Genomic DNA, 14,323 nt, shown 5'->3' on the forward strand with positions numbered 1-14,323 from the left:
TTTCGACCTGCCTTATACCTACAAAAACAAAGGGAGTCCGTAATGGGCGAACATGATCTGAACAGACGTCAATTCATCAAGACCGTAGGCGTAGCCTCGGTGGCAGCGGCCGCCATGAGCATGCCGTTCATGAAGGCCAATGCCAGCGACACACGCTTTGCGGGCAAGACCCTGCGTTTGCTGACCTGGTCCGATGACACTGGCCTGGCAGCCCTGCGCAACATCGCCGCGACCTTCGAAGACAAGTACGGCTGCAAAGTCATCGCTGACCGCACCGGCAGCACCTCGGAAATGGTCGCCAAACTCAAGGCCGGCGGTGATCGTCCGCAGTACGACATCATCACCCTGGCCGGCGTCGGCGCCGAAGGTCTGGCCGCCGCCAACCTGCTGGAAAAACCCGACCTCAACCGCATCCCGAACCTGGTCGATGTCCCGGAAAAATACCGCACCGGCGCCAATGGCCACGGCATCGGTTACCTGCTCTGGTGCAACAGCCTGGTCTACAGCACCCGCACCCAGAAAGAAGCGCCAACCAGCTACGCCTCCCTGTGGGATGCCGACGCTGCGCCAAACATCTTCCTGCCGCCGCCGAACTGGACCGAGGCCATGGACCTGATCATCATCGCCGCCAAACTGGCCGGTGGTGACGAGCACAACATTGAGCCGGGCTTCAAGAAACTCGCCGAGCTGAAAGATCGCGTGGTCACCCTGGGTGAAAACCCGAACCAGATCGCCGAGCTGTTCCGCACCGGTTCGCTGGACATGGGCGGCCTGTACGCACCGGCATTCTTCCCGAAACAGATCCGCGACCCGGCCTACGGCCTGAGCGCAACCTTTGGCATGAAGGAAGGTTTCTACACCGACTTGATGCAATCGGTGATGCCGAAGAACCGTCCGGGCGACACCGACATGGCGTACGCCTTCATCAACCACTCTCTGGACCCGCTGGTGCAGGGCAAGATGGCTGAAGACATCTACAACGGCCCGGTCAACGCCAAGGCGATCATCTCCGCCGAAGCGCGCAAGAGCCCGTACATCCTCACGCCAGAGCAGATTGCCGAGAAGGCGATCATGCACGACAACGCCTTCCTGGCCACCGTGCATGACCAATGGATTCGTCGCTACACGGAAATCTTTTCTTCCTGATTGAGTGACAAACACACGTTTTTAGAACACTGCAAAACACTGTGGGAGCGGGCTTGCCCGCGATGACGGCCTCCCTGTCGATATTGATGTGACTGACAGATCGCTATCGCGGGCAAGCCCGCTCCCACAGGGTTCGTGGTGGTTTTGAAAGGTGTGTTGGTCAGCTGCTTTCCATTGACGAGACCCTTGCTATGGAACACCAACCTTTGACTCATCCGGTAAGCATCGCCCCCGAGCGTGCCCGTCGGGGTGTTTCGCCAACGACCCGCGCCTGGTTTTTCCTGTCGCCGTCGATGCTGTTTCTGGGTGTGCTGATCGCCGCCAGCCTGCTGGTCCTGCGCATGAGCGTGGGCACCAAAGGCGCGGAATGGACCGGGTTCAGCCTGGCCAGTTACGCCCAATTGCTGGAACCGTATTACCTCAAATCCTTGCTGCTGACCCTGCGTCTGGCACTGATCAGCGCAGCGATCGCTGTGGTCCTGGCGATCCCGGTGGCCTACACCATGTCGCGCCTGACCTCACCGTTCGTGCGCCGGGTGTTCCTCGCCGCGGTGCTATTGCCATTGCTGGTCAACCTGCTGCTGCAAAGCTACGGCTGGCTGGTGATCCTCGGTCCGGGCGGCATGCTCAATCAGGCGTTGATGGGCCTCGGTCTGATCAAGCGTCCGATCATGCTGCTCTACAACCAGAACGGCGTGCTGATGGGCCTGGTGCAAACCGCGTTCCCGCTCGCTGTGTTGCCAATCGCCAGCGCCATGCGCGGCGTCGCCCGTACTTACGAAGAAGCCGCTGCGACCCTGGGCGCCAGTCGCTTCCAGGTGTTCCGCCAGGTGGTGTTGCCGATGAGCATGCCGGGGATCATCACCGGCGCGACGTTGGTGTTCGCCTACAACGCCAGCAGTTTCGTGGTGCCGTTGCTGCTCGGTGGTCGACGCGTGCCGATGCTGGCGGTGATGGTCCATGACCAGATCGCCCCGCTGATGAACTGGCCCGCCGCGTCCGCCGCCGGTGTGGTGCTGATCGTCACCACGCTCGCGATCATGACCTTGTCCGAATACATCACTGGCCGCCGTCGGCGCATGCTGGAGGCTTCGCAATGAGTACCCTGACCAAGAAACGTTACGGGCTGCTGCCGGGCGAAACCGGCAAGTTTGCCGGCATCCTCTCCGGCTTCATCCTGCTGCTGGCGGTGTTGCCGATCCTGACCATGATCGTGATGTCGTTCAGCGGCTCGTCGAACCTCGACTTCCCGCCGAGCAGCTACAGCCTGCAATGGTACAAAGCGGCCTGGCACACCTTCGTCTCGCCGGACGCCAGTGACGTGCTGAGCCTGGGCAAAGCCATGACCACCAGCCTGATGGTTGCGTGCCTGACCATGGTTTTCGCCACGATCATCGCCGTGCCGGCGTCTTACGCGCTGACCCGTTGCGAGTTCCGCGGCAAGGCCGTGGCGCTGCAACTGATGTCGTTGCCGCTGGTGTTTCCAATGGTGGTGTTGGGCCTGGCGTTGCTGCTGGTGTTCGACAGCCTGCCGTTCCAGATGACCACCTCGCGGCTGGTGATTGCCCACGTGATTCTGGCGTTGCCGTTCGTGGTGAAAAACTGCACTGCGGCGATGCTGTCCATCGGCAGCGAAGTCGAGGAGGCCGCGCAAATGCTCGGTGCTTCGCCGACCCGAGCGATTGTCGATGTGGTGGTGCCGTTGATGAAGTCGGGGATCCTGGCGGGGATGCTGCTGGCGTTCATCGTCTCGTTCAACGAATTCACCGTGACCTATTTCCTCTACACCATCGACGTCATGACCGTGCCGATCTGGATGTACAGCCGCACCGTGTCTTCGCTCGACCCTACCGTTTTCTCGTTTGCCGTGCTGATCGTGCTGATCGACTTCGTCCTGATCTGGGCGCTGGAGAAGCTGGTTGGTGAAGGTGGCGTTTCGTTCTGATTTCTTGAGGTGATTCACATGTCTGGTCTGATTCTGGAAAACGTCGAGAAACACTACGGCTCGGCCTGCGCGGTAAAGGATGTAAACCTGCATTTGCCCGAGGGCAAGCTGGTGTGTTTTCTCGGCCCGTCGGGCTGCGGTAAAACCACGCTGCTGCGCATGATCGCCGGCCTCGAAACCCTCACCGGCGGCGAGATTCGCCTGGACGGTGAAGACATCGGCCACACCCCGGCGCATCTACGTAATTTCGGCATGGTGTTTCAATCCCTGGCCTTGTTCCCGCACATGACCGTGGGCGAGAACATCGCCTATCCGCTGAAACTGCGTGGCGTCAGCAAGGCTGATCAGCAGGCGCGTGTGGTGGAGTTGCTGGAGCTGATTCAGCTGCAGGAAATGATTGATCGCCCGGTGGCCAAACTCTCCGGCGGTCAGCGTCAGCGCGTGGCGATTGCCCGGGCGATTGCTTCGCGACCAAAAATCCTCCTGCTGGATGAGCCGCTGTCGGCGCTGGACGCCAAGCTGCGCGAGTCGATGCAGGTGGAAATCCGTCAGCTGCAACAACGCCTGAACATCACCACGATCATGGTGACCCACGATCAGCGTGAAGCCATGACCATGGCCGATATCGTCGTGGTCCTGGGCGAGCACCGCGTGCAGCAAGTCGGCACGCCGATTGAAATCTACCGCCACCCGGCCAACGAATTTGTCGCGGACTTTATCGGTTCCGGCAACATCTTCCCGGCCACGGCGTTGGGCAATGGCAAGGTCGGTCTGCCGGGGGGCGATGCACTGGACGTGCCGATCTGCAGCAGCATTGTGGTCGGCGAGAAAGTGAAGATGCTGATTCGCCCGGAAGACCTGCAACTGTCGCACCCGCAGGCGACGGCGGGGAATCGTTTGCTGGGTACGGTGACGTTCGTGCGTGATATCGGCGCGACGATTGAAACCACCGTGGAGTGTTCCGGGGTGTCGTTTACCGCGCTGAGCACACCGTGCCAGGGGTTCGGGTTGAGCATTGGCAACCCGGTGTCGGTGACGTTGCCGGCTGAGGCTTGCCGCGTACTCGGTGCCTGATTCAGGATTGATGCCAGCCTTGCTGGCCTCTTCGCGGGCAAGCCCGCTCCCACAGTGATCGTCGGTGTTCACGCCATTTTGTGACTGCCAATAATTCCCTGTGGGAGCGGGCTTGCCCGCGATGGGGCCATCCGCCACACCAGAAAACTCTGGATCAGACACTCAACCGCAACCGCGCCAAATCCCGCAACGGCGGCGCCCCAAACAACCGACTGTATTCACGGCTGAACTGCGAAGGGCTTTCATACCCCACCCGATACCCCGCCGCCGAAGCCTCCAACCCTTCCGCCAGCATCAACCGCCGCGCTTCCTGCAACCGCAACTGCTTCTGATACTGCAACGGACTCATCGCCGTCATCGCCTTGAACCGGTGATGCAACGTCGACACGCTCAGGTTCACCTCTTTCGCCAAATCATCAATGCGCAGCGGCTGCTCATAGTTGCCGTTCAGCCACTGGATCGCCTGGCTGATGCGATGGCTCTGGCTATTGGCGATCGCGATCTCATACAGCCGATGCCCCTGCGGGCTGCGCAACAACCGATAAAGAATCTCCCGACGAATCAACGGCGCGAGCATGGCGATGTCTTTCGGGGTGTCGAGCAAACGTGCCAGACGCAGTACGGCATCGAGCATGGCGCTGTCGACCCGCTCGACATACAGGCCACGACCGGTGGGGCGGGTCGGCACACCTAAAGGTCCGGCATCGGCAATCAGCGCGCTGATTTCCGCTGGGTCGATGTCCAGCCGCACCGAGAGAATCGGTTCTTCCGAGGTGACATTGACGATCCTGCCGCTCAGGGGCATCGAGACCGAGACCACCAGGTAGTGCAGCGGGTCGTAATTGAAGTATTCGTCCGCCAGCCGCACCTCTTTGCGCCCCTGCGCCATGATGCACAACGCCGGTTGCGCCAGCACCGGTGCAAAGTCGTGGGACTTGCTGTGTTTGGCCATGAACAACGAGCCGACGGCGGTCTCATAATTGCCATCATCGGTTGTATAGCGACGGATGATCGCGGCCAGTTCCGCGCGCTGTTTCTCCATCTCGGCATCCAGCGGGGCTTGAAAATGATCGAGCGACGACATGCAAGGCATCCTCGGTGGGGCGTGGATAATGGGCTCAGCTTATGTTTGTGCAAGACGAAGCGGTAGACACATCCTGCCTCAACCTTGCCTGATTCTGCACGGGGTGAATTAGCGGTGCCTCTGGCAGTGGGCAGTCCCTGCAAAACTTGCTTGAAAGCCCTGTTTCATTGGCCTGAAAACCTTTTGCTGGCGGGTAGAGGTTTTTTACGACGTGCGCAGGATTGTGCAACAAGCCGGCAGGAATCGACTAACCGCGCTGGCGGGTGCGCGATTAACCTTTGATCCTGTCGCAGCCCGTCCCACGGCTGCCACTCGAGTACCTGGGAGGGTTGAACATGTCTACGCAGATCCCCGTCAGTCATATGGCTTTTGTCCGTGCCCACGCCGGGCGTTCGGTGGAACTCGGTGCGCGCCTGAGCGCCCTGATCGAGCCGACGCGCACTGCACCGGGTTGCCTGAGCTTTACCCTGCAACAGTCGCAATGCGATACCGAGTTGTGGCTGGTGTCCGGTTTCTGGATCAACCAGCAGGCCATGACCGCGTACTTCAGCACCCCGGCGATGGAAGTGTTTGCCGCACTGGTGCAGGACCTGGTGGTCAACAGCCTGGATTTCCACACCTTCAAGGAAGTGTCGGCGGCCCAGGCGTTGGGTCAGACCCAGTCGTGGGTACACAAAATGGCGGGTTGAGGGTTTAATGACCGCATTCTCAACCAGCCAGGATCCGCGACATGGCACGTAAAGCCTTTGAACACTTCGAAGCCGTTTCCGCAGTTGTACCGGGTGAGGGTGGATACCACGCCGCCATCGCCGTCAAAGCCCTGGGTGGCGCAGGCGCACCGCGCTTTCACAAAGTCCTCGAAGACCAGACCTTCAAGACCGCCCATGAAGCCGATGAAGCCGCCGCCAAAGAGCTGACCCGCCTCAAGGACGTCAAGGAAGACACCGACCTGCTCTGGTGAGTTACCTGTTCGCCCCCGGGCGATACATCTTGAACAACGCCTCTGGCCCCAGCTGAAAATAATCCGCCGGCCCGCCGCCGCGCAGAATCGGTTCTGCCGCGGCGGTGTCGTAGACCCCATCCTTCAACAGCCATTTGGCGATATGCACGGCGACCACTTCGCCGAGAATCAGCCAGCTCGGCACCACATTCCCGTCCGCGCGCTGCAACTGGATGATCTGCGTGACCTTGCACTCAAAGGACACCGGGCTTTCGGCGACCCGTGGCACCTGAATGATTGTCGAGGCGGCGGGCGTCAATCCGGACAACTCGAATTCATTCACTTCTGGCCCGACCATCGCACAGCTCTGGTTCATCTGCTCGGCCAATGGGCGAGTGGCGAGGTTCCAGGCGAATTCGCCGGTCTGTTCGATGTTATTCAGGCTGTCTTTGCGCCCGACACTGGAAAAACCAATGATCGGCGGAATGTAGTTGAACGCGTTGAAGAAACTGTACGGGGCAAGGTTCAAGCGGCCATTGGCATCCTGCGAGGAAATCCAGCCGATAGGGCGCGGGCCGACGATGGCGTTGAACGGATCGTGGGGCAGGCCGTGGCCGTTGGCGGGTTCGTAATAGTGGATGTCGTCGGGCATGGGGTTCATTCCAGGAGCTCTCGGGAGACCACCATGGTGCAAGGCCGAGCCGATAATTTCCAGCAATGAGATTCCAATGTAGGAGTGAGCCTGCTCGCGATGGCGGTGTGTCATTCAGCATTTATGTGACTGACACACCGCCATCGCGAGCAGGCTCTCTCCTACAGGGGGGGCTCTTGTGATCAGCCGATCGCTTCGGCGGTGCCGGTTTTGTCGAAGCTGTCAGAATGCGTACGTTCGATGGGGGCACTGGCGCCGTGCTCGTAGGACGCCGAGCCGGTTTTGACATAGCCATCGGCGGCGAACGTGTTGGCGACCAGTACGGCCGGCACCACGATGTCGGACTTCATGGACCGCACCCTCGGCCTGGGCTACGCCACCGGTTCGATGATCCTGATTGCGATCCTGATCGGGATTTTTGCGGCGTGGCGCTTGAGCGGTGATTCGCTGAACGTCACCAAGGTCCAGACCTTTCGCGGCGAGATGTTCTATTGGATGGCGATTCTGTTTTCCAACACCTTGGGCACGGCGCTGGGTGATTACCTGGCCGACGATTCGGGCCTGGGTGTTGGCGGGGATTCTGGTGGTGATGATTGCGGGGGCTTCGTTTGCTCAGAATAAATATGGGAAGCGGACGGCTGCTGAGTTGACTTGAGACCGAGGCGTCCCCATCGCGAGCAGGCTCACTCCTACATTTGACCGCATTCTCATGAAAAGAACCCGGTCAGTGTAGGAGTGAGCCTGCTCGCGAAGAGGCCAGTACAGCCACCCTCAATCCAGCGGTCAGTCAGTCTCGATCCGCGAATGCTTGCGGGTATCTTTCATGGTCACATACACCAGCAACGACACCGCAATACACGCCGTGACATACCAGTAATACCCGGTTTCCATGCCGATGCTCTTGAACCACAGCGCGATGTATTCAGCCGTACCGCCGAAGATCGACACGGTCAGGGCGTAAGGCAAGCCAACCCCCAGTGCACGGATTTCAGTCGGAAACAGTTCGGCCTTCACCACTGCGTTGATCGAGGTGTAGCCGCTGACGATGATCAGCGCCGCCATGATCAGGAAGAACGCGCCCCACCAGGTCTGAACGGTGTGCAGGGTGGTCAGGATCGGCACGGTGAACAGCGTCCCCAGAATACCGAAGGCAATCAGGATCGGCCGACGACCGACTTTATCCGACAGCCCGCCGATGATCGGTTGCAGGCACATGAACAGGAACAGCGTCGCCGCCGAAATCGTGGTCGAGTCGGAGATGCTCATGCCGACCGTGTTCACCAGGTATTTCTGCATGTAGGTGGTGTAGGTGTAGAACGCCAGGGTACCGCCCATGGTCAGGCCGACCACGGTCATCAGTTCCTTGGGATGGCGCATCAAGGTGCGCATCGCGCTTTCCTTGGCCTTCTCTTTCTTGGTGAACGACTCGGTTTCTTCCATGCCACGACGCAGGTACAGCGCGACCACGGCACACAGTGCGCCGATGGCGAACGGGATGCGCCAGCCCCAGTCGTACAGTTGTTCGGTGGTCAGGGTCTGTTGCAGCACGATCAGCACCGCCAGGGCGATGAGCTGGCCGGAGATCAGGGTCACGTACTGGAAGCTGGAGTAGAAACCGCGACGATCCTTGGTCGCCATTTCGCTGAGGTACGTCGCCGAGGTGCCGTACTCGCCACCGACCGACAGGCCTTGCAGCAGACGGGCGAAAATCAGCAGGATCGGTGCGCCGATGCCAATGGTTTCATAACCCGGGCTCAGGGCGATCAGCAGCGAGCCGAAACACATCAGGTACACCGAAGCCATCAGCGCTTTCTTGCGACCGGCCTTGTCGGCGTAGAGGCCCATCAGCCAGCCACCGATCGGGCGCATCAGGAACCCCACAGCGAAGATCGCGGCGGTGTTCAGCAGTTGGGCGGTGGTGTCGCCTTTCGGGAAAAAGGCCTTGGCGAAGTACAGGGAGAAGGCGGCGTAGACGTACCAGTCGTACCACTCGACCATGTTGCCGACGGAGCCGCTGAAAATCGATTTGATGCGACTGGCAGTGGTTCTTTCTTTAGCCGGCACGGCAGCCGACCCAAGGGGCAGGGCGTTGGAGTTATCCATTGAAGGATCCTTCGTTTAATTGTTTTTGTGGAGCGCGTTGAAACGCAGCCTGTGGGGGCTATAGCAGGAGGTGTGCCAAGGGGGAGAGGGGCGGTTTAGAGGGGTTTTGCGAATTGGGTGAGCGGAAATCCGCTTATGTTGGATGGGGTATGAGCGGATTTTTGCTTAGCGGGTATGGAATTGCTTTGCATGGGCCGGCCTCATCGCGAGCAGGCTTACTCCTACAGGGGGACGGTGTACACGATTCAAATGTAGGAGTGAGCCTGCTCGCGATGGGGCCAGTCCAGGCCCCACAAATATCAGCTGTCAGTCAGGAACATCTCGCGCGTCAGTCCATGCCGCTGCATCTTTTCATTAAAGGTCCGGCGCGGCAGTTGCAGCTCTTCAAGCACTGCTTTCACATCGCCCTTATGCCGGGTCAATGCCGCGCGCAGGCAATGCGCTTCGAACGCTTCCTGCTGCGCCGCCAGCGACTGCCCCGGATCAATCCCCGCCGGTTCCGGCTCGCCCAGCCCCAGCACTTGCCGTTCGGCAACGTTCGCCAGTTCGCGCACATTGCCCGGCCAGTCGTGGCTCAGCAGATGACTCAACTGCGGCCCGGTCAACGGTGGAAAGGTCCGGCCCAAACGCTCGGCAGCCTGCTGTGCAAACGACTCGAACAACAACGGAATGTCTTCGCGCCGATCACGCAACGGCGGCAGCCGCAACTCGGCGACATTCAATCGATACGCCAAATCCTCACGAAAACGCCCGGCCCGTGCCTCATCCAGCAGGTCCGGCTTGGTCGCGGCAATGATCCGCAAATCCACGCGAATACTCTGGTTCGACCCCAAGCGCTCAAGCTTCTGCTCCTGCAACACCCGCAGCAACTTCACCTGCTGGGCCAGCGGCATGCTTTCGATTTCGTCGAGAAACAGCGTGCCGCCATCGGCGTATTCAAGCTTGCCAATACGTTTACCCGTAGCACCAGTGAACGCGCCACTCTCGTGGCCAAACAATTCAGCTTCGAACAACTGCTCCGGAATCGCCGCGCAGTTGAGCGCCACAAACGGCTTGTCGGCTCGCGGCCCGAAGTCATGCAGGCAACGCGCGACCAGCTCTTTGCCGCTGCCGGTTTCACCGCGGATCAACACATTGACGGGTAACGCCGCCAGGTCCAGCACTTGCCGACGCAGCGTCTGCAAACCACGGGACACGCCGAGCAGGGTGGCGTCGAGTTTGGCGCGGTTGTCGGCCTGGTCGTGCAGGGCACGGTTCTCCAGAACCAGCCGACGCTTGTCCAACGCCCTGCGCAAACTGCTCAGCAGGGTTTCCGGGCTGAAGGGCTTCTCGAGAAAGTCATACGCGCCATCGCGCATCGCTTCGACCGCCATCGGCACATCGCCGTGGCCGGTCAACAGAATCACCGGCAAGTCCGCATCACGACGCTGGACTTCGGCCAACAACTCCAACCCGGTCATGCCGGGCATGCGCACATCGCTGAGGATCACCCCGGGAAAATGCGCGGGCAATTGCGCCAGGCATTCATCGGCGCGACTGAACAACTGCACCTCGAAACCCGACAGGCTCAGCCATTGTTCGACGGCGCTGCGAATGCTGCTTTCGTCGTCGACCACCATCACTGAATTCAGCATGCGGCAGGCGCCTCCAGATCGATGGGCAAGGTCAGGGTGAACACCGCGCCGTTGCCGTGATTATCGGCACTCAGGCGTCCGCCCGCTTCGTGAACGATGGCAAACGATACCGCCAGCCCAAGCCCCAGGCCATCGCCCACCGGTTTGGTGGTGAAGAATGGATCGAACACGTTCGGCAGGTGTTCTTCGGCGATGCCGCCACCATTGTCGCTGACCGTCAGGCGCCACAATTGCTCGTCGGCTTCGAGGCGGATTTCCAGGCGTTTGCAGGGCTTGTCGTGCATGGCGTCGAGGGCATTGCGCAGCAGGTTGATCAGCACCTGTTCCAGACGAATCGCATCACCCCGTACCCACGCCGGGCGCGTCAGGTGCAGCACCGTGCTCACCTGTTCATCGCGCAGTCGCGCATCGAGTAACTGCAACGATTGGTCGACCACCGCCGCCAGGTCCAGTCGTTCGCGCAGGCCGCTGGGGCTTTTGCGGGCGAAGGTTTTCAGGTGGCCGGTGAGGGCGGCCATGCGTGTGAGCATGTCGTCCACCGGTTTCAGCGCCTTGTAGGCGTCGTCGACCCGGCCGTGATCGAGCAGCAACCTCAGAGTAGCAAGCTGCATGCGCTGGGCGGTCAGTGGCTGATTGATTTCATGGGCGAGGGCGGCAGACATCTGGCCGAGCGCCGCCAGTTTGGCCGATTGCACCAGCCCGTCCTGAGCGGTGCGCAGGTCGCGGGTGCGTTCTTCCACCAGTTGCTCAAGCTCTTCACGGCTGCGCTGGCGCATTTTCGCCAGGCGCCAGCGTTGATTGAGGAACAGCAACAGAAACACCAACGCCAGCCATAACCCAGCAGCGGCCAGCGCGGCATTGCGACTGTCTTCGAACGCGACTTGCGGGCGACGCAACAGGTGCAGCGTCCAGCCTTCGGTGGCCAGTGGCAGCGATTCCCACAGGTAATCCGCCGTCCCGTCAGGGCCGACCACCCGTGCCAGATCGCTGTTGTCGTCGAAGCGGCGCAGGGATTGAAACTCAAGCGGTGTCAGCGGTTGCTTGTCGTACTGGCGGGTCGCCTTGAGCGCGGCGTGATCGTTGTCGTCCAGCGGTTTCAACAAGCGATAACGCCAGCCCGGCTGGTTGGCGATGAAGATGATCCCGCGTGCGTCACTGACCAGCAGCGTGTCGCTGCCCTGGCGCCATTCGCGTTCCAGTTCCGGAAACTCGAGCTTCACCACCATGGCACCGAGAAACTCGCCGTTGTCGCCGGTGACTGCGCTGGACAGGAAATACCCCGGAATGCCACTGGTCACGCCCACCGCGTAAAAGCGCCCGGTGCCTTGGGTGCGGGTCTCGCTGAAGTAGGGGCGAAAGCCATAATTGTGGCCGACGTAACTGCTGGGCAAACGCCAATTGCTGGCGGCCACGGCGAGGCCGGTGCGGTCGAGCAGTTCGAGGGTCGAGGACTGGGCGGCGCCGTTGATTTTTTCCAGCTTGCGATTCAGTGCGTCCTGTTGCTCTGGCGATACCGTGCCGTTGAGGGCGGCGCGCAACTCCGGGTCTAGCGCGAGCACGGCGGGCAGGGCGCGGTAGCGGTCGATCAGGGTGTGCAGGGAATTGGCGTACAGCGCCAATTGCTGATTGGCGCGCGCGGCGTCTTCAACTAAGGCCTGGCGTTCGGTGTGGCGCAGGGCAAATCCGGCGGCCAGTACGGCACCGGCAACGATCAGCAAGGTGTATAGCGTCAGGCGTAATGTGCGCGAACGAGCAAACATGGTGTCGGAAACAGTTAGCAATACGGGCGCGCACGATAGCACGGAGAGCCTGAAATCATGAGCCACGCCTGGGTAGCACCTTTCATGCTGCTTCGTTCATTCAAGTGTTTTGAGGCTATGCCGATTTTTCGACCGATTTGCTAAACACAATATGACATTAAAACTTGGCCGAAAAAAAGGCCGGGTCCTCTGTAAGAGGCCCCGGCCTTATCAGCAGCTTGAAGCGCTTACTGCACTTCTACTGCCAGACTTTCACTGATCTTCTTCTGCCAGATCGCAGGACCGGTGATGTGTACCGACTCGCCTTTGCTATCAACCGCAACCGTCACCGGCATGTCTTTCACGTCGAACTCGTAGATGGCTTCCATCCCCAGTTCGGCGAAGGCAACAACGCGGGATTTCTTGATGGCTTGCGCCACCAGGTAAGCCGCGCCGCCGACTGCCATCAGGTAAACGGCTTTGTGGTCCTTGATCGCTTCGATAGCGGTAGGGCCGCGCTCGGATTTGCCGATCATGCCCAACAGACCGGTTTGCTCGAGGATCTGACGGGTGAACTTGTCCATCCGCGTGGCGGTGGTCGGACCGGCAGGGCCCACCACTTCTTCGCGCACCGGATCAACCGGGCCGACGTAGTAGATGAAGCGACCCTTGAGGTCCACCGGCAAGGTTTCACCCTTGTTCAACATCTCGACCATGCGCTTGTGCGCGGCGTCGCGACCGGTGAGCATCTTGCCGTTGAGCAGGACGGTTTCGCCCGGCTTCCAGCTCTGCACTTCTTCCGGGGTCAGGGTGTCGAGGTTGACGCGACGAGCCGACGGGCCGGCTTCCCAGACGATTTCCGGGTAGGCGTCCAGCGGTGGCGCTTCCAGCGAGGCCGGGCCGGAACCGTCGAGCACGAAGTGCGCGTGACGGGTGGCGGCGCAGTTCGGGATCATGCACACCGGCAGGGAAGCGGCGTGGGTCGGGTAATCCATGATCTTCACGTCGAGCACGGTGGTCAGGCCACCCAGGCCCTGGGCGCCGATGCCCAGTTGGTTGACCTTCTCGAACAGCTCCAGACGCATCTCTTCGATACGGTTCTGCGGACCACGCGCTTTCAGCTCGTGAATGTCGATGGATTCCATCAACACTTCCTTGGCCATCACCGCGGCTTTCTCGGCGGTGCCGCCGATGCCGATGCCGAGCATGCCCGGTGGGCACCAGCCGGCGCCCATGGTCGGAACGGTCTTCAATACCCAGTCGACGATCGAGTCGGATGGGTTGAGCATGGCCATTTTCGACTTGTTCTCGGAACCGCCGCCCTTGGCTGCCACGTCCACTTCCACGGTGTTACCCGGAACGATGGAGTAGTGGATAACGGCCGGGGTGTTGTCCTTGGTGTTTTTACGAGCGCCCGCCGGGTCGGCGAGGATCGAGGCACGCAGAACGTTTTCCGGCAGGTTGTAAGCCCGGCGCACGCCTTCGTTGATCATGTCGTCCAGGCCCATGGTGGCGCCATCCCAACGTACGTCCATGCCCACACGAACGAACACGGTGACGATGCCGGTGTCCTGGCAGATCGGGCGGTGGCCGGTGGCACACATGCGCGAGTTGATCAGGATTTGTGCGATGGAGTCGCGGGCGGCCGGCGATTCTTCACGCAGGTAGGCTTCGTGCATCGCCTGGATGAAGTCAACGGGGTGGTAATAGGAAATGAACTGCAGGGCGTCGGCAACGCTCTGAATCAGGTCGTCTTGCTTGATCACGGTCATGAGTCGCGCTCCTCTAAAAGACGGGAACATTCAATAGCTCTTCGAGCTAGCTTCCTTTGAGCTACAAGCGGCAAGCAAGAGCAGTGTGTGTACTGCTTTGAGCTTGCTGCCTGGAGCTTGCAACTTGAAGCTGGCTCGAAGAGTCAGGGCACGCCGGGGCTGCTGGCGCGACGCTAAAAAGGCGCGGCAGTATACCGCGCCTCGCGGGCGGGTACACGCGCCGGCAGTCAATCG

At 60.6% G+C, this 14,323-nt stretch carries 13 protein-coding genes and 1 pseudogene; 7 read left to right on the forward strand and 7 right to left on the reverse strand.

Annotation, left to right across the window (positions count from 1 at the left end):
- Positions 1-42: 42 nt before the first annotated feature.
- From D882_RS0108795 to D882_RS0108810, 4 genes are all read left to right on the forward strand, one after another.
- Positions 43-1,146: an extracellular solute-binding protein gene (locus D882_RS0108795; RefSeq protein WP_027922889.1), complete on the forward strand. Its 1,104-nt coding sequence runs from the start codon at positions 43-45 to the stop codon at positions 1,144-1,146.
- Positions 1,147-1,337: 191 nt separating this feature from the next.
- Complete coding sequence (locus tag D882_RS0108800) at positions 1,338-2,246, forward strand: ABC transporter permease (protein WP_027922890.1); 909 nt, start codon at positions 1,338-1,340, stop codon at positions 2,244-2,246.
- Positions 2,243-3,091 (forward strand): ABC transporter permease, encoded by an 849-nt coding sequence (locus D882_RS0108805; protein WP_027922891.1) that lies wholly within the window; start codon positions 2,243-2,245, stop codon positions 3,089-3,091. The genes D882_RS0108800 and D882_RS0108805 overlap by 4 nt, the downstream gene beginning before the upstream one ends.
- 18 nt (positions 3,092-3,109) lie before the next feature.
- Positions 3,110-4,165, forward strand: coding sequence for an ABC transporter ATP-binding protein (locus tag D882_RS0108810; RefSeq protein WP_027922892.1), 1,056 nt, complete (start codon positions 3,110-3,112; stop codon positions 4,163-4,165).
- Between the two features lie 154 nt (positions 4,166-4,319).
- On the opposite strand, the gene D882_RS0108815 is transcribed toward D882_RS0108810, so the two are convergent.
- Positions 4,320-5,249: an AraC family transcriptional regulator gene (locus D882_RS0108815; protein WP_027922893.1), complete on the reverse strand. Its 930-nt coding sequence runs from the start codon at positions 5,247-5,249 to the stop codon at positions 4,320-4,322.
- A 335-nt stretch (positions 5,250-5,584) separates the two neighbouring features.
- Between D882_RS0108815 and D882_RS0108820 the strand changes: the two genes are divergently transcribed.
- Together D882_RS0108820 and D882_RS0108825 are read left to right on the forward strand one after the other, a co-directional pair.
- Positions 5,585-5,938, forward strand: a complete 354-nt coding sequence (locus D882_RS0108820) for an antibiotic biosynthesis monooxygenase family protein (protein ID WP_027922894.1) — start codon at positions 5,585-5,587, stop codon at positions 5,936-5,938.
- A gap of 41 nt (positions 5,939-5,979) precedes the next feature.
- Complete coding sequence (locus D882_RS0108825) at positions 5,980-6,210, forward strand: hypothetical protein (RefSeq protein WP_027922895.1); 231 nt, start codon at positions 5,980-5,982, stop codon at positions 6,208-6,210.
- A gap of 1 nt (position 6,211) precedes the next feature.
- On the opposite strand, the gene D882_RS0108830 is transcribed toward D882_RS0108825, so the two are convergent.
- Positions 6,212-6,841, reverse strand: a complete 630-nt coding sequence (locus D882_RS0108830; protein ID WP_027922896.1) for a flavin reductase family protein — start codon at positions 6,839-6,841, stop codon at positions 6,212-6,214.
- A 182-nt stretch (positions 6,842-7,023) separates the two neighbouring features.
- A complete protein-coding gene (locus tag D882_RS1000000132860) occupies positions 7,024-7,191 on the reverse strand; it encodes a hypothetical protein (RefSeq protein ID WP_032833476.1) in 168 nt (55 codons plus the stop codon).
- Between D882_RS1000000132860 and D882_RS01000000130920 the strand changes: the two are divergent.
- A pseudogene (locus D882_RS01000000130920) lies at positions 7,148-7,417 on the forward strand (hypothetical protein); the annotation flags it as partial. The gene D882_RS1000000132860 and the pseudogene D882_RS01000000130920 overlap by 44 nt on opposite strands.
- Before the next feature lie 207 nt (positions 7,418-7,624).
- On the opposite strand, the gene D882_RS0108845 reads toward D882_RS01000000130920, so the two are convergent.
- From D882_RS0108845 to D882_RS0108860, 4 genes are all read right to left on the reverse strand, one after another.
- Positions 7,625-8,944, reverse strand: coding sequence for an MFS transporter (locus tag D882_RS0108845; protein ID WP_027922898.1), 1,320 nt, complete (start codon positions 8,942-8,944; stop codon positions 7,625-7,627).
- Between the two features lie 299 nt (positions 8,945-9,243).
- Positions 9,244-10,578 (reverse strand): sigma-54 dependent transcriptional regulator, encoded by a 1,335-nt coding sequence (locus tag D882_RS0108850; protein ID WP_027922899.1) that lies wholly within the window; start codon positions 10,576-10,578, stop codon positions 9,244-9,246.
- On the reverse strand, positions 10,572-12,338 hold the full coding sequence (locus D882_RS0108855; protein ID WP_027922900.1) for an ATP-binding protein: 1,767 nt from the start codon (positions 12,336-12,338) through the stop codon (positions 10,572-10,574). Before D882_RS0108855 ends, D882_RS0108850 begins: the two co-directional genes overlap by 7 nt.
- 227 nt (positions 12,339-12,565) lie before the next feature.
- Entirely contained in the window at positions 12,566-14,089 is a 1,524-nt protein-coding gene (locus tag D882_RS0108860) for a fumarate hydratase (protein ID WP_019581511.1), read from the reverse strand.
- Between the last annotated feature and the right edge of the window lie 234 nt (positions 14,090-14,323).

This window comes from Pseudomonas sp. URMO17WK12:I12 (genome assembly GCF_000514395.1).
Taxonomy (GTDB): Bacteria; Pseudomonadota; Gammaproteobacteria; order Pseudomonadales; family Pseudomonadaceae; genus Aquipseudomonas; species Aquipseudomonas mucoides.

Coding starts and splice junctions, on each gene's coding strand:
- D882_RS0108795 (WP_027922889.1), top strand. CDS start 43: ATGGGCGAACATGATCTGAACAGACGTCAATTCATCAAGACCGTAGGC.
- D882_RS0108800 (WP_027922890.1), top strand. CDS start 1,338: ATGGAACACCAACCTTTGACTCATCCGGTAAGCATCGCCCCCGAGCGT.
- D882_RS0108805 (WP_027922891.1), top strand. CDS start 2,243: ATGAGTACCCTGACCAAGAAACGTTACGGGCTGCTGCCGGGCGAAACC.
- D882_RS0108810 (WP_027922892.1), top strand. CDS start 3,110: ATGTCTGGTCTGATTCTGGAAAACGTCGAGAAACACTACGGCTCGGCC.
- D882_RS0108815 (WP_027922893.1), bottom strand. CDS start 5,249: ATGTCGTCGCTCGATCATTTTCAAGCCCCGCTGGATGCCGAGATGGAG.
- D882_RS0108820 (WP_027922894.1), top strand. CDS start 5,585: ATGTCTACGCAGATCCCCGTCAGTCATATGGCTTTTGTCCGTGCCCAC.
- D882_RS0108825 (WP_027922895.1), top strand. CDS start 5,980: ATGGCACGTAAAGCCTTTGAACACTTCGAAGCCGTTTCCGCAGTTGTA.
- D882_RS0108830 (WP_027922896.1), bottom strand. CDS start 6,841: ATGCCCGACGACATCCACTATTACGAACCCGCCAACGGCCACGGCCTG.
- D882_RS1000000132860 (WP_032833476.1), bottom strand. CDS start 7,191: ATGAAGTCCGACATCGTGGTGCCGGCCGTACTGGTCGCCAACACGTTC.
- D882_RS0108845 (WP_027922898.1), bottom strand. CDS start 8,944: ATGGATAACTCCAACGCCCTGCCCCTTGGGTCGGCTGCCGTGCCGGCT.
- D882_RS0108850 (WP_027922899.1), bottom strand. CDS start 10,578: ATGCTGAATTCAGTGATGGTGGTCGACGACGAAAGCAGCATTCGCAGC.
- D882_RS0108855 (WP_027922900.1), bottom strand. CDS start 12,338: ATGTTTGCTCGTTCGCGCACATTACGCCTGACGCTATACACCTTGCTG.
- D882_RS0108860 (WP_019581511.1), bottom strand. CDS start 14,089: ATGACCGTGATCAAGCAAGACGACCTGATTCAGAGCGTTGCCGACGCC.